The 18973-nt window shown below is 66.7% G+C and carries 19 protein-coding genes and 2 tRNA genes; 11 read left to right on the forward strand and 10 right to left on the reverse strand.

Going from position 1 to position 18973, the window contains the following annotated elements; all coding sequences use genetic code 11:
• Positions 1 to 93 precede the first annotated feature (93 nt).
• A tRNA-Ser gene (locus BM43_RS28055) sits at positions 94 to 184 on the forward strand.
• 396 nt (positions 185 to 580) lie between these two features.
• Positions 581 to 1723: a hypothetical protein gene (locus tag BM43_RS28060; protein ID WP_144417699.1), complete on the forward strand. Its 1143-nt coding sequence runs from the start codon at positions 581 to 583 to the stop codon at positions 1721 to 1723.
• A 189-nt stretch (positions 1724 to 1912) separates the two neighbouring features.
• Here the strand turns inward: BM43_RS28060 and BM43_RS28065 are convergent, their stop codons facing one another.
• Positions 1913 to 2128: a hypothetical protein gene (locus tag BM43_RS28065; protein ID WP_036052462.1), complete on the reverse strand. Its 216-nt coding sequence runs from the start codon at positions 2126 to 2128 to the stop codon at positions 1913 to 1915.
• Positions 2129 to 2528: 400 nt separating this feature from the next.
• On the opposite strand from BM43_RS28065, the gene BM43_RS28070 reads away from it, so the two are divergent.
• The 5 genes from BM43_RS28070 to BM43_RS28090 all read left to right on the forward strand — a co-directional run bounded on the left by BM43_RS28070 (position 2529) and on the right by BM43_RS28090 (position 5876).
• Positions 2529 to 3167: a GNAT family N-acetyltransferase gene (locus BM43_RS28070; RefSeq protein WP_226284977.1), complete on the forward strand. Its 639-nt coding sequence runs from the start codon at positions 2529 to 2531 to the stop codon at positions 3165 to 3167.
• Between the two features lie 152 nt (positions 3168 to 3319).
• On the forward strand, positions 3320 to 4132 hold the full coding sequence (gene minC, locus BM43_RS28075) for a septum site-determining protein MinC (protein ID WP_036052461.1): 813 nt from the start codon (positions 3320 to 3322) through the stop codon (positions 4130 to 4132).
• 62 nt (positions 4133 to 4194) lie between these two features.
• Complete coding sequence (gene minD / locus BM43_RS28080) at positions 4195 to 5010, forward strand: septum site-determining protein MinD (protein WP_013696928.1); 816 nt, start codon at positions 4195 to 4197, stop codon at positions 5008 to 5010.
• Positions 5011 to 5022: 12 nt separating this feature from the next.
• The gene (gene minE / locus BM43_RS28085; protein ID WP_013696929.1) at positions 5023 to 5277 is read left to right on the forward strand and encodes a cell division topological specificity factor MinE; all 255 of its coding nucleotides are present in this window, start codon (positions 5023 to 5025) and stop codon (positions 5275 to 5277) included.
• Positions 5278 to 5555: 278 nt separating this feature from the next.
• Positions 5556 to 5876, forward strand: a complete 321-nt coding sequence (locus BM43_RS28090; protein ID WP_036052460.1) for a YXWGXW repeat-containing protein — start codon at positions 5556 to 5558, stop codon at positions 5874 to 5876.
• A gap of 139 nt (positions 5877 to 6015) precedes the next feature.
• Here BM43_RS28090 and BM43_RS28100 read toward each other — a convergent pair whose 3' ends face one another.
• From BM43_RS28100 to rph, 9 genes are all read right to left on the reverse strand, one after another.
• Complete coding sequence (locus BM43_RS28100) at positions 6016 to 7599, reverse strand: chloride channel protein (RefSeq protein ID WP_036052459.1); 1584 nt, start codon at positions 7597 to 7599, stop codon at positions 6016 to 6018.
• Between the two features lie 268 nt (positions 7600 to 7867).
• Positions 7868 to 9178, reverse strand: coding sequence for an MFS transporter (locus BM43_RS28105; RefSeq protein WP_036052458.1), 1311 nt, complete (start codon positions 9176 to 9178; stop codon positions 7868 to 7870).
• A gap of 405 nt (positions 9179 to 9583) precedes the next feature.
• On the reverse strand, positions 9584 to 10090 hold the full coding sequence (locus tag BM43_RS28110) for an energy transducer TonB family protein (protein WP_036052451.1): 507 nt from the start codon (positions 10088 to 10090) through the stop codon (positions 9584 to 9586).
• Positions 10091 to 10205: 115 nt separating this feature from the next.
• The gene (locus tag BM43_RS28115) at positions 10206 to 10631 is read right to left on the reverse strand and encodes a lysozyme inhibitor LprI family protein (protein ID WP_036052448.1); all 426 of its coding nucleotides are present in this window, start codon (positions 10629 to 10631) and stop codon (positions 10206 to 10208) included.
• Positions 10628 to 11149 (reverse strand): glycoside hydrolase family protein, encoded by a 522-nt coding sequence (locus BM43_RS39475; protein ID WP_080742156.1) that lies wholly within the window; start codon positions 11147 to 11149, stop codon positions 10628 to 10630. The genes BM43_RS28115 and BM43_RS39475 overlap by 4 nt, the downstream gene beginning before the upstream one ends.
• Before the next feature lie 357 nt (positions 11150 to 11506).
• Positions 11507 to 11594 (reverse strand) — tRNA-Ser (locus BM43_RS28120).
• 85 nt (positions 11595 to 11679) lie between these two features.
• A complete protein-coding gene (gene hemW, locus BM43_RS28125) occupies positions 11680 to 12909 on the reverse strand; it encodes a radical SAM family heme chaperone HemW (protein ID WP_036052445.1) in 1230 nt (409 codons plus the stop codon).
• Complete coding sequence (gene rdgB, locus BM43_RS28130) at positions 12906 to 13535, reverse strand: RdgB/HAM1 family non-canonical purine NTP pyrophosphatase (RefSeq protein ID WP_036052442.1); 630 nt, start codon at positions 13533 to 13535, stop codon at positions 12906 to 12908. The genes hemW and rdgB overlap by 4 nt, the downstream gene beginning before the upstream one ends.
• Before the next feature lies 1 nt (position 13536).
• Complete coding sequence (rph, locus tag BM43_RS28135; RefSeq protein WP_013696950.1) at positions 13537 to 14268, reverse strand: ribonuclease PH; 732 nt, start codon at positions 14266 to 14268, stop codon at positions 13537 to 13539.
• A 309-nt stretch (positions 14269 to 14577) separates the two neighbouring features.
• On the opposite strand from rph, the gene BM43_RS28140 reads away from it, so the two are divergent.
• The 4 genes from BM43_RS28140 (at position 14578) to BM43_RS28155 (ending at position 18892) form a co-directional block, all read left to right on the forward strand.
• A complete protein-coding gene (locus tag BM43_RS28140; RefSeq protein WP_045577492.1) occupies positions 14578 to 15501 on the forward strand; it encodes a YicC/YloC family endoribonuclease in 924 nt (307 codons plus the stop codon).
• Between the two features lie 5 nt (positions 15502 to 15506).
• Positions 15507 to 16181: a guanylate kinase gene (gene gmk, locus BM43_RS28145; protein WP_013696952.1), complete on the forward strand. Its 675-nt coding sequence runs from the start codon at positions 15507 to 15509 to the stop codon at positions 16179 to 16181.
• Positions 16182 to 16240: 59 nt separating this feature from the next.
• Positions 16241 to 16444, forward strand: a complete 204-nt coding sequence (gene rpoZ, locus BM43_RS28150; protein WP_006999799.1) for a DNA-directed RNA polymerase subunit omega — start codon at positions 16241 to 16243, stop codon at positions 16442 to 16444.
• A gap of 63 nt (positions 16445 to 16507) precedes the next feature.
• Complete coding sequence (locus BM43_RS28155; protein WP_017919497.1) at positions 16508 to 18892, forward strand: RelA/SpoT family protein; 2385 nt, start codon at positions 16508 to 16510, stop codon at positions 18890 to 18892.
• Positions 18893 to 18973 lie beyond the last annotated feature (81 nt).

Below are 18973 nucleotides of genomic sequence, written 5' to 3' on the forward strand. Positions count from 1 at the left end.
ATTTTTTGCGAAAAGGGCTTGGAAAGACGGAAAGAGTTGTTCTATAATCTTTGCTTCGCCGGGACGAGACCTACGAACGGCGAAGCAGTAGAAGGAAAGGTGGCAGAGAGGTCGAATGCGCCGGACTCGAAATCCGGTGTACGGTTATACCGTACCGTGGGTTCGAATCCCACCCTTTCCGCCAGAATGCAAACCCCTCGAAGCCGAAAAGCTCGAGGGGTTTTTTCTTTGCCGAGCGGGTTTTCTCCGGCCTTTAGCGGGCGCGATTCGTTCTCCCCGTAGAAATCGAAAAAACTAAAGAAGTCCGGGGCGGGGTCGTAATAGGTGGCTTGAATCGAGAGGGCGCGTCCGTCTGTCGGGAAGCGCCTCGATGTCGAGCGGGTATGCATGTATCGCTCGTGCCACTCGACACGACCAATCAAGAACACAGAACAACGATGAAGCATGGGGCCATTCGTCCGGATCACGGCGGACATCGGAATGCGGTCGCGCAGCGCCAGACGCACGCGTCGCATTCACTGGGGATATCGCGATCGGTGCCGATACGTGTACCCGTCTTTCCATCTCGACTTCTTGGCTGATGCCGCTTAAGCCGCCGGCGGTGTCCGCGCATCGCGCGCGATGCCCGACCATCACGGCCGGCACTTCTGCCCCATTCGCCGGCCTTCATCGTTTGCATGGCTTTGACGCCAAGGCGTCATCGATCGCGCGGCCAAGAGAGAGCCGACGCGAACTCACAACAAGGAGAAAAACGAGCATGTTCGATAACACCACCACACGGGGTTGGCGGTTTTCCGCGATGGCGGCGCTGGCGGCGGCTGCGATCCTGACGGGATGCGGCGGGGACGACGGCGGCACGGTTGTCCCGAGGGCGCAGGGCAGCACGACGCAGGCAGGCACCGGCAACAGCGCCGGCAGCAGTGCCCAGGCCAGCGTGGAGGAGTCGACGTACACCGATGGCATCTTCGTCGACAACAGCGGCGATGGCTATTTCCAGTTTGATACGAATTTCCCGGCGACTTTCACCGCGGTGACGGGGGCGATCGTGGTCGAGAGCTACCTGGCGCAGCAGGGCGACAAGCAATTCGGTTCGCGTCCGCAATGGCCCGCCGGCGCCTCGTTCGCGCTGAACCAGTCGACCCAGGCCTATATCACGGCCGATGGCGCCGAGGAGGTGTTCGGCTACCAGGACATGGACTGGGGGCCGGTCGGCGCCATCTCGAAGCGCACGCCGCAGGGCTTCCAGTTCAGCCTGGACAAACTGCCGACGCCGCTGTACGACGTCGCACTGATGGCCGTCGATGTGTCGGGGCAGGCCGTTGCCGACGTGCTCGCCAAGGATAGCCGCTCCGTCAACGGCGGCCTGGCCGCCTTGATGGCCAGCGACAAGACGCCGATGCCGGCCGGCTCGCACATCTACCAGACGACCGAGACGGTTCTGACCACCAATATCTGGATGTTGCGCGACTGGAGCGGCAACGGTTTCTACCCGACGCTGGAGGCGGCGCAGGTGGACAATGGCGGCACGATCCGCACGCTCGGCGCCTATCGTTATCTCGATCATCCGGGCGACAACACGGCCCTGGTCGAATACAACGGGAAAATCGATGCGGGCGAGATTCGCAAGCAAGGCGATGTCCTGACCGATCTTCCGCTGGGTTACAACCGCGTCGCGGCGACCTTCATCGCGCAGGAAATCCAGAAGGCATTGCAACCGCGTTGATCCATGATGGCGTCGTGAGCGCGGCCCGGCTCGCGGCGCCGGAATTGGCGAGATCAACTGTCGATCATGGTGGAGGCGGGGTCGGTTTTTTCCGATTTTTCAAGAAATCCGGGGCTTTTAGCCGTTCGAAAACGGATGTGGCGAAAATGGAGCCGGCGCGATGGGGAATATCGTCGAATTTTGGAGGATTCAGGCTTTGGGGTCCTTGTCGCGCGACCATGGTTCGGCACCGGGCTCACGCAACTTTTTTCTCAGTCGCGCGTTCTCGGCGAACAGCGCGACCAGTGCAATCAGCGTCAGGACTGGAAACACCCATTCTGCACCGATGCGAAAGACCGCCCAGGAGGCGAGCAGCAATGCGAGGGCGGTGACGAGCAATGCAATACGATCGAGCAAGCTGTTCATGCGATTTTCGCCTCGCGTTGGCGCATGAAAGCCGTAGGCATGTCGCGTGTGCCTCTGGACTGTCCGCGCGTCGAACCAGATGATTGAGTGGCTCATCGATAGCAGCCATCGGATCAGGTTTTTCATCGAGACCGCAGCTTACGGCTTTCGCGGCGTCTGGGCAGACGACGATTGACGCGCCATGGCCGGCGATCATCAGCGCGATCGCAGCGCTGTCACTAACGAGGCATACCTCTCCAACAATAGGTGGCTTCCCAGTCTCGATTGTTGCGTTGCGGCATTCCGAGTCGTGAACTCTTCCGAAACCCCCATCGTGACTACCGATTCACACTCGGAAATCCCTGATCGAAAAGCCGTTCTCCATCCCTGTAACGTGCTGAAATCCAGTGTGCGCCGCAGCATGATTTTTCATCGCCCGTATCTCGATTTTAGGCTTTGCCAATTCGCTCGATCGTTTGAAAATAACGATTTGACTCATACCCCGCTTTCGGTTGAAGCTAATAGCTTGCTGTCCGAAGGATGTCCCTGCATGAGTTCGACTTTGACCGTCCGCCGTATCGCCGCCGACCAGGGCAGCGTGTATCGAGAGCTGCGCGCTGCGTCGCTGCGCGAGCCCTATGCGCCCGGCGAAGCGCCCGAGGCGGAGCTGTCCGTCGACGCCGACGCGGCCGATGCGATTGCCGCGCAGCGGGCGAGTTCCGATCAGTCCACCACCTTCCTGCTCTATACCGAAGGCCATCCCGCCGGCATGATCGGCGCCTATCTCGACAACACGCCCGAGCGGCGCGCCTTCGTCAGCGAGCTGTGGGTCGCGCACGCGGTGCGGCACCTGCGCGGCGGCGTGCTGCTGGTCAACACCGCGCGCGACTGGCTGGCCGGGCAGGGCGCCACCGAGATCTACGCATGGATCGCCGAGCAGAACCGCAACGCGATCCGCTTCTACGAGCACATGGGCTTCACCAATCTCGGCGAGCATGCGCCGATCGCCCGCGTACCGGGCGCGATGAAGTCGCTATTCGTCTGGCGTTTCGGTGCCTGAGCTCGCCGCCGCGCACCGATTCCCGCCTCGCTTTTCCGATTGCCGCCCCGGCCTTTCCCAAAACGCCCATCGCGCCTGCCCTGGCGCCCTGAAAATGATGGCCGCCCGCCCGGACGCCTGTAAAATACGCAAAAATTTTTTGCAGGACGTCCATGTCGCTTAAAAAATCGCCATTCTTCGAGCTTCGCAGCGGCTCGGTCGATTCCTTGCTGTTCGTTGTCAAGACGGCCGATCTCGATGTCCTGCGGGCCGAGCTGGTCAAGCGTTTCGAGGCGACGCCGGAATTCTTCGCCGACGACGTGGTGGCGATCGACGTGCGGCGCCTGGCCGAGGACGAGCGTGTCTCGCTCGACGAACTCCGAGCCATGCTGAACGACGTACGGATGCGTCCGATCGGCGTGGTCGCGCAGCCGGAGCAGCAGGGCTGGGCCGCTGCGGGCGGGCTGCCGCTGCTGGAGGCGCGCGATCGCCGGGCACCGACCGCCAAGCCGGCGCAGGACGAGGCACCGGCGGCCGAGGCCTCGGCGACACCGGCCGCCGGCGTGGCCGAGGTGGCGGCCGTCGCGGCGGAGCCGGCTGGCGCGGCTTCAGGGGCGATGGGCGCTTCGGCAGCGGCCTCGGGCGGCGCGCCGCAGACGCTGGTGATCGACCGGCCGCTGCGTTCGGGCCAGCAGATCTACGCGAAGGGCGACCTGGTGGTGCTCGCGCCCGTCAGCAACGGCGCCGAGGTGATCGCCGAGGGCAACATCCACGTCTATGCGCCGCTGCGCGGCCGCGCGCTGGCCGGCGTGCTCGGCAATCACGATGCGCGCATCTTCTGTACGTGCCTGGAGCCGGAACTCATTTCGATTGCCGGTATCTATCGAACCACGGAGAACCCGCTGCCGGCCGAGGTGGTTGGCAAATCGGTGCAGATCCGGCTCGAGGACGAAAAACTGATGATCGAGCCGTTGCGGCTGACCTGAGCGCGAGCGCGCGACGCGGCAACGGATCGATCGGACCTCATTGACGAACACAGGGTAGGGTAATGGCAAAAATCATCGTGGTGACTTCGGGCAAGGGCGGTGTCGGCAAGACGACGACGAGCGCGAGCTTCGCTTCCGGGCTCGCGCTGCGCGGCCACAAGACGGCTGTGATCGACTTCGACGTCGGCCTGCGCAATCTCGATCTCATCATGGGCTGCGAGCGCCGCGTGGTGTACGACCTGGTCAACGTGATCCAGGGCGAGGCGAACCTGAACCAGGCGCTGATCAAGGACAAGAAGTGCGAGAACCTGTTCATCCTGCCGGCCTCGCAGACGCGGGACAAGGATGCGCTCACGCGTGAGGGCGTCGAGAAGGTCATCAACGACCTGATCGCGATGGACTTCGCCTACATCGTCTGCGATTCGCCGGCCGGCATCGAGTCGGGCGCGCTGCACGCGATGTACTTCGCCGACGAGGCGGTGGTGGTGACCAACCCGGAAGTGTCCTCGGTGCGCGATTCGGACCGCATCCTCGGCATCCTCGCCTCGAAGACCAAGCGCGCGGCCGACGGCGGCGATCCGATCAAGGAGCACCTGCTGATCACGCGCTACAACCCGAAGCGCGTCAGCGAAGGCGAGATGCTCTCGCTGGAGGACATCGGCGAGATCCTGCGCATCAAGCTGATCGGCGTGATCCCGGAATCGGAGGCGGTGCTGCATGCCTCCAACCAGGGCCTGCCGGCGGTGCACCTCGACGGCACCGACGTCGCCGAGGCCTACAAGGACGTGGTGTCGCGCTTCCTCGGCGAGGAAAAGACGATGCGTTTCGTCGACTACTCGAAGCCGGGCCTGCTGCAACGCCTTTTCGGCAGCAAGTAAGGGAGGCGCATCATGTCGATCCTGTCGTTCCTCCTCGGGGAGAAGAAGAAGTCCGCCGCCGTCGCGAAAGAGCGCCTGCAACTGATCATCGCGCACGAGCGCATCGGCGGTCGCCCGCCGGCGGACTACCTGCCGGCGCTGCAGAAAGAACTGCTCGACGTCATCTCGAAGTACGTCAAGATCTCGAACGACGATATCCGCGTCAGTCTCGAGCGCCAGGACGACCTTGAGGTGCTCGAGGTCAAGATCGAGATCCCGCAGGCCTGAGCGTGATCCGGGCGCGCCGCGCAATGCGGCGCGCCGCCCGCTGCCCGCCGCCCGTTTTCCTCCGCCGTTCCCGGCTCATCCCGCTGTTTCCCCAAGTCCCTTCCAGCGCTCCATCGGACGCGTCGCGCCGAGGGTGGCTTTCATTCGGATTGCCGCTCTTACCAGCTGTTGCACTTTGACCCCCGCCGTAATACGGCCGCTGTAGGCGGCCGACGAGGCTCGCGCATTGAACCGGTACGCACTGAACGCGTATCCGAATCGATCACAAGGAGGTCACCATGATTCGCATTGCTGCCCGTTATCTGGTTCCGCTCGCGCTGGCCCTGACGGCATTCGGCACCACCGTCGCGCCGCTCACGGCGAGCGCCGCGGAAGTCGTGATCGTCGCGCCGAGCGCGCCGCCGCCGGTGCGCTACGAAGTGGTGCCGGCGCCGCGCGTTGGTTATGTCTGGGATCGTGGCCACTGGAACTGGGAACATGGCCGCTATGTCTGGATCGGCGGCCACTGGGAGGCCGAGCGGGTCGGTCTGCATTGGGCGCCGGGCCACTGGGCACCGCGCGGCCCGAACTGGGTCTGGGTGCGCGGCCACTGGGCCTGATGCGGGAGCACGAGCATGAAACGAACCCTGTTCGTCGTCGCGCTCGCGGCGATCGTGCTGGCCGGCTGCGTGGTCGTGCCGGCCCGGCCCGTGTACTACCATCCGGCGCGCGTCGTCGTGTATTGACGCGGCCGGCGTGTCAGCGCGGCGGCGGCTCGTCCGCCTCGCGCGGCGCGGCCGGGGGCGAGGCGCTCCGCGCCGCTTCCGCCTCGACTTTGTCGTCTGGTGCCGATGCTTCGTCATCCTTGCTTTTGGGCTGCGCGTCGTGCTCCGCCGACGCCTCGTGCGGTGCGCCGGCGTGGGCATCGCGCAGCCGACGCAGCGGATCGGCCGGCGACGCTTCGGCATCCTCGGCATTGGTCAGGCGGTCGTCGTCGTGCGCGGCGGGCGCCGGCTTTTCCGCGCTCGTGGCGGTTGCCGGCGGCGCGGTCGGATGCAGGTAGCGATGCGCGAGCGCTTCGTAGAGCGGCGGCACGAACAGCCGCGAGACGCGGCTCGAGATCAGCGCGGTGGCCATCAGCGAGATCACCAGCGCATGGCCGTTGATCATCTCCATCACGATCACGAAGGAGGTGATCGGTGACTGCGTGACGGCAGCCAGGTAGCCGACCATCGCCAGCGCGATCAGCAGCGCCAGCGGCATGTCGCCGAACACCAGGTGCAGCAGGTTGCCGAAGCCGGCGCCGATCGACAGCGAGGGCGCGAAGATCCCCCCGGGGATGCCGGGCAGGTAGGACGCGACCATCGAGATCATCTTGGTGACCGGGTAGAACAGCGAGAGCTGGCTGTGGCCGTCGAGCAGGCCGCGCGCCTCGGCGTAGCCGCTGCCGAAGGTGGTGCCGCCGGACAGCAGGCCCACCACCGCGATCACCAGCCCGCACAGCGCCGCGAACATCACGGGCCGGCCGCGATACATCGCCAGCAGGCGGGCCGGCAGCCAGCGCCCGGTGTTCAGCAGCAGCCAGACGAACAGGCCACCGGCGATGCCGGTGAGCACGGCCGTGGCCAGCACGGCGAGCGCGACCAGGCGCGAGAACTGCGTGCCGGCGTCGATGGTGCCGAAATAGGTGTAGTTGCCGTTCATGCCGAGCGCGATCACGCCGGCGATGATGATGGCCGTGATCAGCACGCCGCTGGCGCGCGCGGAGAAGCTGCGCGTGAGCTCCTCGATGGCGAACACGATGCCGGCCAGCGGCGTGTTGAAGGCGGCCGACAGCCCGGCCGCGGCGCCGGCCAGCACCAGTTGGCGCTCGATCAGGGCGTTCGAGCGCGGGTAGAAGCGGCGCAGGTTGAACATCAGCGCGGCGCCGATCTGCACGGTCGGCCCCTCGCGGCCGATGGTGAAGCCGCCCAGGATGCCGAGCAGCGAGATCAGCACCTTGCCGAACAGGATGCGCAGCGTGAGCAGGCGCGAGCCGAAGGCGGCGGGGCTGGCCTGCAGGGTGGCGATCACCTGCGGGATGCCGCTGCCCTCGGCGCCGCGGAAGAAGCGGCGGGTGAGCCAGACCGAGGCGGCTGCCACCGCCGGCGTGAGGATCAGCGGCAGCCAGGCGTGCTCGTGCTGCAGCGAGCGGAAGCTGTTGTAGCCCCAGTCGATCAGGCGCGCATAGAGCACGGCCACGATGCCGACCACGATCGCCCCGAGCCAGAACACTCCGTACAGGCGCCACAGCCGCAGGGAGCGGCGCGGCAAGGTCTGGAGAAAGGCGGTGGTTCGCGACATGGCTGCGGGCGGGGGCAAAGGGAGAATTATACGGAGGTCGCCGGCAGGCGCAGCCGGGTCAATCCATAAGGGTACCGGCTCGGAGGGGGCGTCGGCGCACTGTCGGCGAATCGAAAGCCGGCGGGCGACAGGCAATTGCGCCAGGCCCCGGGGCGGGCGGCGAGCGCGGTGGACGGCGCGGGAGGTGGGGCGCGGCAAGGCTTGCCCGAAGGCGGCGCGCCCGCGCCCGAGGGGCTGCCTGCCGCCGCGGGCAGGCAGCGTGCCCGGCTTACATCAGCCGCGTATCGCGCGTCTCGCGCATCAGCAGCACGCCGATCACGCTGATCGCCGCGGCCACCGACACGTAGCCGCCGACCCACGACAGGCCGCCGCGCGCGGCCAGCAGTTGCGCGATGTACGGCGCGATTGAGGCACCGAGGATGCCGCCGAGGTTGTAGGCGACGCCGGCGCCCGTGTAGCGGACATTGGTCGGGAACAGCTCGGGCAGCAGCGCGCCCATCGGCGCGAAGGTCACGCCCATCAGGAACAGCTCGATGATCAGGTAGAGCGCTACCAGGGGCATCGAACCGCTGCCGAGCAGCGGGGCCATCGTGAAGCCCGACAGCAGGGCCAGCAGGCCGCCGACGATCAACACCGGCTTGCGGCCGTAGCGGTCGGCCGCCCAGGCCGAGATCGGCGTGGCGATCGCCATGAACACCACGGCGATGCAGAGCAGACCGAGGAAGTCGGGGCGCGCGATATGCAGGGTGCCGACGCCGTAGGACAGCGAGAACACCGTCGAGATGTAGAACAGCGTGTAGCAGACCACCATCGACAGCGCGCCGAGCAAGGTCGGCGCCCAGTGCTGCGTGACGAGGGTGACCACCGGCACGCGCACGCGCTCGTTGCGCTCGATGGCGGCCTGGAAGGCGGGCGTCTCGGCGATCTTCAGACGCACGTAGAGGCCGACCGCCACCAGCGCCGCGCTGACCAGGAACGGCACGCGCCAGCCCCAACTGCGGAACTGCTCGTCGGACAGGCCGATCGCGAGCGCGAAGAACAGGCCGTTGGACATCAGGAAGCCGATCGAGGGGCCCAGTTGCGGGAACATGCCGAACCAGCCGCGCTTGCCGGCCGGCGCGTGCTCGGTGGCGAGCAGCGCCGCGCCGCCCCATTCGCCGCCCAGGCCGATGCCCTGGCCGAAGCGCAGCACGCAGAGCAGCACCGGGGCCAGCGCGCCGATCGAATCGTAGGCAGGCACGAAGCCGATCGCGGTGGTCGAGACGCCCATCACCAGCAGCGAGGCGACCAGGGTCGACTTGCGGCCGAAGCGGTCGCCGAAATGGCCGAACAGGAAGGAGCCGATCGGGCGCGCGATGAAGGCGATGCCGAAGGTGACGAAGGCCGACAGCGCCTGCGCGGTGGCCGAGCCGTGCGGGAAGAACACCGGGCCGATCACGAGCGCGGCGGCGGTGGCGTAGACGTAGAAATCGTAGAACTCGATCGCGGTGCCGATGAAGCTGGCGAACACGATGCGGCGCTGGCTGACGGGGCTCGCGCCATTCGACGCGTCGCTGACGGCCGGTGAGGTAGAGGACATGTTGGTTCCGTGGTGCGGGTTCGAACGGCGCGAGGGGCGTGCCGGACGGAGGATCGATTCGGGTTGGGGTTCCTGCCGCGCCGGGGCATCCGGCGGCGCGGGCGCCGGCTCGTGGTGCCGGCGATGTCTAGGGCGGGTCGCGCGCGTCGCGCGAGCGCAGGCCTGTCTGGCTCGCGAGTCGTACCGGCCGGGTAGGCGGGCCGTGGCGAGGTGTCCTGAAGAAGGACGGGGCGGGTTGGCCGCGATTATAGCAAGCGGCCGGGCGGCGTTTCGGCCGCCGGCGCTGCGTCGTGCGTGGATCCGAAGCGGGCGCGCCGTGGCCGGGCAGCGCGTTGCCGCGGCGCTGGCCGCGCTTGGCAGACCGAAGCAATCCGCGCCGGCACGCGCGTGCGGTCGGCACGCGTTTCACTCGATGGTTTGCGCCTGCTGCTGCGCGCGGGTGCGGAGCTGGAACTGGCCGTTGTCGTTGAACAGCCAGCTTTCCATCATCTCCACCTGGCCGCGGCCGTTCAGCAGGCCGGCGGGCGGACGCGGCAGCGGAGCGGCTCGGCGCAGCGACTGCAGGGCGATGGCCTCGGCGTCGTCGTCGCCGTTGCTGCGGTAGACCGAGGACTGCGCGAGCCGCCCGTCTCGATCGACGGTGAAGGACACGACGACCAGCGAGCGCAGCATCGCCTGCGGCGTGCCGTGCAGCACGCGCGCGGCGTTGGCGTCCAGGATCCGCTGGGCGACCGCGTCGCGATACTGGGCCTGGGTCGCGGCGCCGGCGCCCGGCCCCGGCGAGAGCACCAGGGCGCGCTGCGGCAGGGTGACGGTGCAGGCGGCCAGCAGCAGGGCGCCGGCGAGCGCGGCGATCCTGCCGCTGAGGCGGGCGATGCTGCCGGGCGAGGCGGGAGGGAGCAGGGTGGACATGGCGGATGGCTCGGCGGGAGGAGCGATCGGATCTTCTTGAGCATAGGCCTTGCCCGCCCGGAAAACATCGGGATAAACGATCCCGTGCCGATGGCGAGCGCCATCGGCAATCCAGCTAGGACGGCCCGTGAGCCGGTTTCTTGGCCAGTTTTTCGGCCATCGCCCTGGTGGCCGCCGTCGCGCAAGTGGCCCGCGCGGCCGGCAGCATCGAGCCGTCGCTCCATTCCTTGCGGGCGGACTTGTCACATGAGGCGTCGCGGGCCTTCTTCCACTTCGCGATTTTCGACTCAAGGGCCGATTTCCGATCGGGATGCTCGCTGATGCGCTGATCGACGACCTGCTGCAGCTCACGCTCCGCGACGATCTGGTCGCGCCAGGCGCAAAAATTCATGCTGGTCTGGTTCGAGTCACAGTCCTGCAGGAGTGCCTGGACCTGGCTTGCCGGCAACCCGCTGCGTGCCGCGATCTCGTCGGCCGGCGACGGCTCGGCGAACGCATTCGTCGCGACGAACAAGGCGAGGACAACAACAGCGCTTTTCATCGCGTTCTCTGTTGCGGTTGTGACGCGGCGGGCTGCTGCGCGAACGGCGCCGATTCGAGGCGCCGGCGATTCACGAGCCCTCGCGATCGGACCGGAGCGAGCCGGCGACCCTGTGCATCGCGTGGATGGATATATACGCGCTGGTTGATGGATGAGACCACGCCCGCGTCGTTGCTCTGATTCGCGGCCCTGAGAGCCGTCTGTGCGCCCGTATTGCCGGCGTTGTATGTGTAACTGACCAGTTCGTCGAACTGTGCCTGGGTCAAGTCTCGATTCGATACCGCGCGCCGCACGGCCGCCTCCGCAGTGCTGACTCGAGCCGCCAGTTGCGCATTGACCTGTGCGGCCGACACGGGGCGCGCCAGCTCTTGCGGCGTGCATGGTCCGGCGTGAACCAGCGTACCGACGCCGTAGGTGCAATTGTTAGCCTGATCGTTGTAGTAGGCCATGATCGCGTTCTCGCGCTGGCGTAGCGCTGCCCAGCCTGCCTGGCTCAACCGCATGTTTTCGTTTGCCATCTGTCGTCCTCTCAAACGTAGTGGTCAATCCGCGACTGCCGCGCGGACAACGCACTGTAGCATCGTCGAAAGGGATGTCTAGCCCGACAACGGCAACTGCACCGCGACAAATTATTCGAGGTGTAAAAGTGTCTTTGAGATTGCCGGTCAGCGAACAATTCGAACAGATTGCCGGCAAAAGGCGGGAGTAGCGCGGCCGAGGCGGTATGAACCCCGACATTTCGTGCCTTGAGGGGCAGAAATACGATTTTCGTTTCGAGGAAGGGGAATCGCGCTGCACAAAGCGCGTGTTGCCATATGGGCGGGAGCCACAGCAAGAATTTTCATCCTTGCTCCATCAGGCTGAGCGGGCATTCCTGGCGGAAGCGGTGAGATTCGAACTCACGGACGGTTGCCCGTCGCCGGTTTTCAAGACCGGTGCCTTAAACCACTCGGCCACGCTTCCACGGCCGGCATTGTAACCGAAATGCCGCTGCCGTCCCCAGCTTTGGGGCGGCATCGTGCGCATCCTGCGTGGTCGGCCTGCCGGCTCAGCCCGCCGCGTCGTCGGCGTCGCGCAGGAACAGCTCCTGCAGGTCGTTGAGGAAGCGCTGGCCCAGCGGCGTCGGTGCGATGCGTGCGTAGTCGCGCGCGATCAGCCCGCGCCGTTCGGCCTCGGCCAGCACCGGTTCGATGGTCGACAGCGGCAGCCCCGTGCGCTCGGCATAGCTGGCCACCGGGAACCCCTCGGCCAGCCGCAGCGTGTTCAGCATGAACTCGAAGGGCAGGTCGCGCGGACCGACCTCGCGCTCCTCCTGCACCGGCGTGCCGGCCATCGCCTGCTCCATGTAGGTGGCGGGATGCTTGTAGCGCGCCTGCCGCAGGATCCGGTTCGGGAACGAGAGCTTGGTATGCGCGCCCGCGCCGATGCCGAGGTAGTCGCCGAAGCGCCAGTAGTTGAGGTTGTGCTTGCACTGCCGGTTCGGCCGCGCATAGGCCGACACCTCGTAACGCCCGTAGCCGGCCTGCGCGGTGCGCTCCTGGATCCATTCCTGCATGTCGGCCGAGGCGTCGTCGTCGGGCACGGCCGGCGGGAACTTCGCGAACAGCGTGTTCGGCTCGAGCGTGAGGTGGTAGAGCGACAGGTGCGGCGGCGCATACGACAGCGCGGTCTCGATGTCGGCCTGGCATTGCGCGAGGGTCTGCTTCGGCAACGCGAACATCAGGTCGAGATTGAAGTTGTCGAAGGTGCTGGCGGCGATCTCCACCGCCGCGCGCGCCTGCGCGGTGTCGTGGATGCGGCCCAGCGCCTTCAGGTGCGCCTCGTTGAAGCTCTGGATGCCGATCGACAGGCGGTTCACGCCGCTGGCGCGGAACTGCGCGAACTTGGCCGCCTCGAAGGTTCCGGGATTCGCCTCGAACGTGATCTCGGCGTCGGCATCGAGCGGCAGCAGGGCGCGCACGTCGGACAGCAGGCGGTCGAGCCCGGCCGCCGAAAGCAGGCTGGGCGTGCCGCCGCCGATGAAGATGGTATGCACCTGGCGGCCCCAGACGAAGGGCAGCGCCTGCTCGAGATCGGCGCGCAGCGCGTCGAGATAGGCCTCCTCGGGGAAGCGCTCGCCCTTCCATTCGTGCGAGTTGAAATCGCAATAGGGGCACTTGCGCACGCACCATGGGAAATGCACGTAGAGCGCCAGCGGCGGCAACGCGCTCAGGCGCACCTTGCCCGGCGAGGCGAAGGTGGCGACGATGCGCTGGCCGGTTTCGGCGGCCTGGCTCACGCTGATTCTCCGAGGCGGGCCAGCAGCGCGCGCAGGGCGATCGCGCGATGGCTGATGCCGTTCTTGACGGCCGGCTCGAGCTCGGCGACGGTGGCGCCCAGCGCCGGCAGCAGGAAATGCGGGTCGTAGCCGAAGCCGTGCTCGCCGCGCGGCGTGTCGACCACCTCGCCATGCCAGCGCCCTTCGGCGAACAGCGGCTCGGGATCGTCGGGATGCCGAACCAGTGCCAGCACGCAGTAGTAGTAGGCGCGACGATTGTCGGTCTCGCGCAGTTGCGCCACCAGGTGCGCGTTGTTCGCCGCGTCGCTCTTCTCCAGGCCGGCGAGCTGCGCGTAGCGCGCCGAATGCACGCCGGGCGCGCCGCGCAGCGCGCGCACGCAGAGCCCCGAATCGTCGGCGATGGCGGGCAGGCCGGTGGCGCGCGAGGCGTGGCGCGCCTTGGTCAGCGCGTTCTCGATGAAGGTCGGATAGGGCTCGTCCGCCTCGGACACGTCCAGCTTGCCCTGTGGAATGATCTCGATGCCGACCGTCTCGAACAAGGCCGCGAATTCGCGCAGCTTGCCGGCGTTGTTCGAGGCCAGCACGATGCGCGAGAGGCCGTGCGACGGATCCTTGGCGATGCTCATGTCAGTCGCCCAGCGCCGCTTTCTGCAGCGCGATCAGTTCGCCGATGCCCTTCTGCGCGAGATCGAGCAGCGCGTTCATCTCGTCGCGCGTGAACGGCACGCCCTCGGCCGTGCCCTGCACCTCGACCAGGCCGCCCTTGCCGGTCATCACCACGTTCATGTCGGTATCGCAGCGCGAATCCTCGGCGTAGTCGAGGTCGAGCACCGGCGTGCCCTGGTAGACGCCCACCGAGATCGCGGCCACCGAATCGGTGATCGGCGAGCTCGCCAGCTTGCCCGCGGCGATCAGCTTGGCGACGGCGTCCTGCACCGCCACGAAGGCGCCGGTGATGCTGGCCGTGCGCGTGCCGCCGTCGGCCTGGATCACGTCGCAGTCGATGTGGATGGTGCGCGCGCCGAGCTGCTCCAGGTCGACCACCGCGCGCAGCGCGCGGCCGATCAGGCGCTGGATCTCCTGGGTGCGGCCGGTCTGCTTGCCGCGCGCGGCCTCGCGGTCGCTGCGGGTGTGGGTGGCGCGCGGCAGCATGCCGTATTCGGCTGTCAGCCAGCCCTGGCCGCGATCGCGCAGGAACTCGGGCACGCGCTCGACCACGCTGGCCGTGCAGATCACCTTGGTATCGCCGAACTCGACCAGCACCGAGCCTTCGGCGTGCTTGGTGTAATGGCGCGTCAGGCGCACCTCACGCAGTTGATCCGCTGGGCGGCCGCTCGGGCGGGAGGAGGAATTCGTCATGGGGAAGTGGGGCATTCGGAGGGAAACCGCGATTTTACCGCGCATGCCGGCCGCGCACCGGCCGTCGCTCGGCAAGCCGCTGGCCAAGGTCTGGTTTCCGCCGCGCTGCGCGCTTTCATGAACGGCCGTGCGGCACCTGCATCGATCGTCGCAAAGCGGCCCTCGTCGGGCACGCGCGAGCCGATTGTCCAGCCGGGCGAGGGTGTCGCCAAAAATGGGATAATGCCGGTTTCGCGCCCCGTGCCTCGTGAGCACTGGGCGCTCCTGGATTTCCGGGCCATACCGGCCCCCTCACCGGCGAGACCAACCATGATCTACAGCATGACGGGCTATGCGAGCGCGACGCGCGAACTCGTGGCCAACTCGGGCAACGGCGCCACCAGCGTGTCGGTCGAACTGCGCACGGTGAATTCGCGTTTTCTCGACCTGAATTTCCGCATGCCCGACGACGTGCACGTGTGCGAACCGGCCCTGCGCGAGATGCTGATGAACAAGCTCTCGCGCGGCAAGGTCGACGTGCGCATCAACCTGCAGCGCAGCGAGCAGATGAGCCAGGCCGGCGCGCTCAATCGCGCGGCGCTCGACCAGCTCGCCGAGCTCGAGCGCGCGGTGCTGGAGTCGTTCCCGGATTCGGAGCGCCTGCGCACCGGCGAGATCCTGCGCTGGCCCGGCGTGCTGGCCGAGAGCGGCGTGTCGGCCGAGGCGCTGCGCGAGGCGGTGCTGGCCTGCGGCAAGGAAGCGACCGGCGAGCTGGTGGTGGTGCGCCAGCGCGAGGGCGCGCAACTGGCCACCATGCTGCTGGGCAACGTCACCGAGATGGAGGCGATCGTCGCGCGCATCACGCCGCTGGTGCCGGAGCTGATCGCCAGGCATCAGCAGAAGATCGTCGAGCGCCTGCAGGAAGCGCTCGGCCTGGCCGCGCCCGAAGGCGGGCAGACGGTGGTCACGCGCGAGGAAGCGGCCGAACGGATCCGCCAGGAAGTGACCATGTACGGGATCCGCATCGACATCGCCGAGGAGCTGTCGCGCCTCACCGCGCACTTGAACGAAACGCGCCATGTGATCGAGAAGGGCGGCCGCGTCGGCAAGCGCCTCGACTTCATGATGCAGGAACTGAATCGCGAAGCGAACACGCTCGGCTCGAAGGCGGCGGCCAAGGAACTGGCCGACGCCTCGATGGCGCTGAAGCTGCTGATCGAGCAGATGCGCGAGCAAGTGCAAAACCTGGAGTAAGCAAGATGATCGAATCGAACCGAGACGCGCATGCGCTGCATGCCGGCGCGTATCCCGGCAACCTGTTCATGGTGGTGGCGCCCTCGGGCGCGGGCAAGTCGACCCTGGTGAACGCGCTGCTCGCCAAGGACAGCGAGATCTGCCTGTCGATCTCGTACACCACGCGCAAGCCGCGTCCTGGCGAGCAGGACGGCGAGCACTACCACTTCACCAGCGTCGAGGATTTCCGCGCGCGCCACGCGCGTCACGAATTCCTCGAAAGCGCCGAGGTGCACGGCAACTACTACGGCACCTCGCGCGTGTGGATCGAGGAGCAGATGCAAAGCGGTCGCGACGTGCTGCTCGAGATCGACTGGCAGGGCGCGCAGCAGGTCAAGAAGCAGTTCCGCAACGCGGTCGGCATCTTCATCCTGCCGCCCTCGCTGGCAGCGCTCGAGGAGCGCCTGAAGAAGCGCGGCCAGGACGAGCCGAACGTGATCACGCGGCGCCTGCTGGCCGCCGGCAGCGAGATCGCGCACGCCTCGGAAGCCGAATACGTGGTGATCAACGAGCACTTCGACACGGCGCTGTCCGAGCTGCAACGCATCGTGGCGGCCACGCGCTTGCGCGTGGCCTCGCAATACGCGCGGCACACCGAGCTTTTCATCGAGCTCGGCATCCATCTCCCGCACGCCGACTGAAGGCGGCGCACGAGGGACATAAGGTAGAATACGCAACATATTCAGAAGGAATACCCAACATGGCTCGCATTACCGTCGAAGACTGCCTGAAGCAAATCCCGAATCGCTTCGAACTGGCGCTCGCCGCCACCTACCGCGCGCGGCAGCTCGCGCAAGGCCATACGCCGAAGATCGAAAGCCGCGACAAGCCCACCGTGGTTGCGCTGCGCGAGATCGCGGCGGGCCAGGTCGGCATCGAGATGCTGAAGAAAGTGCCTGTTTAAGGCACACTCGATCCTTCAGCCATGTAGTCCGCTCAACCGACGTGCCAACCCAAGGAGGCGAACATGAGCAACACACCATCGTCCGCCTCCGCGGAAGCCGGCCCCGCCGAAGGGGCGGACGCCACCGAAGCGACGGCGAACTCGCCGGCGCGGCAGTATATCGATGCGGTCCTCGAACAATCGTTTCGCCATCTGTTCGGGCCGACCGCCACCCCGGAGCAACCTCGCAAGCACGGCGTCGTTTCGATCGCGAAGCTGACGGCCGCGCTTGCCGAGTACCTTCCTCCGGAGGAAATCAAGGAGGTGAAGGCGGCGTTCCACTTCAGTGACGAAGCCCACCTCGGTCAATATCGCCAAAGCGGCGAACCCTATATCACCCATCCCGTCGCCGTCGCGGAAATCTGCGCCGGCTGGAAGCTCGATGCCCAGGCCGTGATGGCCGCGCTGCTGCACGACGTGATGGAAGACCAGGGCGTGATGAAGAGCGAGCTGGCCGAGCGCTTCGGCCCGAAGGTCGCCGAACTGGTCGACGGGCTCTCCAAGCTCGACAAGATGGAGTTCCGCAGCCGCGAGGAAGCGCAGGCGGAGAATTTCCGCAAGATGCTGCTGGCGATGGCGCGCGACGTGCGCGTGATCCTCGTGAAGCTGGCCGACCGGCTCCACAACATGCGCACGCTCGGCGCGGTGCCGATGGAAAAGCGCCGCCGCGTGGCGCGCGAGACGCTCGACATCTATGCGCCGATCGCGCACCGCCTTGGTCTGAACAATACCTATCGCGAGCTGCAGGACATGAGCTTCGCGAACTTCAATCCGCATCGCTACGCGACGCTCGAGAAGGCCGTGAAGGCCGCGCGCGGCAATCGCCGCGAGGTGATCGGGAAGATCCTCGAGTCGGCGCAGCGCGCGGTGGGCGAGGCGAAGCTCGAAGCGGAGATCATGGGTCGCGAGAAGACGATCTACAGCATCTACCGCAAGATGCGCGACAAGCAGTTGTCGTTCTCGCAGGTGCTCGATGTCTATGGCTTTCGCGTGGTGGTCGAGCATGCGCTCGAGTGCTACACCTGCATCGGCGCGCTGCATGCGCTCTACAAGCCGGTGCCGGGCAAGTTCAAGGACTACATCGCGATCCCGAAGATGAACGGCTACCAGTCGCTGCACACGACGGTGGTCGGTCCTTTCGGCGCGCCGATCGAGTTCCAGGTCCGCACCCGCAAGATGCACGAGATCGCCGAGGCCGGCGTGGCCGCGCACTGGCTCTACAAGAACGGCGGCGCCGATCTCAATGACGTGCAGATGCGCGCGCACCAGTGGCTCAAGTCGCTGCTCGACATCCAGAGCGAGGCAGGCGATTCGAGCGAGTTCCTCGAGCACGTCAAGATCGACCTGTTCCCGGACGCGGTCTACGTGTTCACGCCGAAGTCGAAGATTATGGCGCTGCCGCGCGGTGCCACCGCGCTCGACTTCGCCTATTCGGTGCACAGCGACCTCGGCAACCAGTGCGTGGCCGTGAAGATCAACAACGAGCTGCTGCCGCTGCGCACCGAGCTCAAGAGCGGCGATATCGTCGAGGTGATCACGGCGCCATATTCGAAGCCGAACCCGGTCTGGCTCGGCTTCGTGCGCACCGGCAAGGCCCGCTCGGCGATCCGCCATTACCTGAAGACGATGCGCCTGAACGAGTCGGTGCAGCTCGGCGAGCGCCTGGTCGACCAGAGCCTGAAGGGGTATGGCCTGTCGCTGGCCGAGATCGAGCCGGACGTCTGGGACAAGCTGGTGCAGTGGACCGGCAACAAGAGCCGCCAGGAGATCTTCGCGGACATCGGCCTGGGCCGTCGCGTGCCCCAGGTGATGGCCAAGCGCATCGAGGTGCTGATGAGCGGGCGCGATGCCGACGACGAACTCGCGCGCGGCGATCGCCCGGTCCATCACGCGCCGCCGGTGGCGATCACCGGCACCGAGGGCATGTCGGTGCAGTTGTCGGCCTGCTGCCGGCCGATTCCCGGCGACAGCATCATGGGTTATATCGGCATCGGCCTGGGCATGGCGATCCATACGACCGATTGCCGGGTCGCGCAGCGCATCCATCGCCGCGATCCGGGCCGCTGGATCGACGTCGCCTGGGCGCCCCAGCCGGGCCGCCTGTTCGACGTGACGGTCAAGGTGCTGGTCAAGAACACCAAGGGCATCTTCGCGCGCGTCGCGGCCGACATCACCTCGGCCGACGCGAACATCGTCCATATCGCGATGGACGAGGATCTGTCGCACGAATCGACGGTCCTGCGCTTCGTGATCCAGGTCAGCGACCGCGTCCATCTCGCCAACGTGATGCGGCGCGTGCGGACCAATCCCGACGTGATGCGGATCATGCGAGAGCGTTCGAGCGACGACACGGCGCATACGCGCCATGACGGCGGCATGCGGATCGATCGCGAACGGCAGGATTACTGAGGCAGGCGCGCCCGCGCATGGCGCGTGATCGCGAGGCAAGGGCGGCACCACGTATCCGACGTCGTGCCGCTTTTTTATGGC

The sequence above is a fragment of the Burkholderia gladioli genome, from assembly GCF_000959725.1.
Lineage (GTDB): Bacteria > Pseudomonadota > Gammaproteobacteria > Burkholderiales > Burkholderiaceae > Burkholderia > Burkholderia gladioli.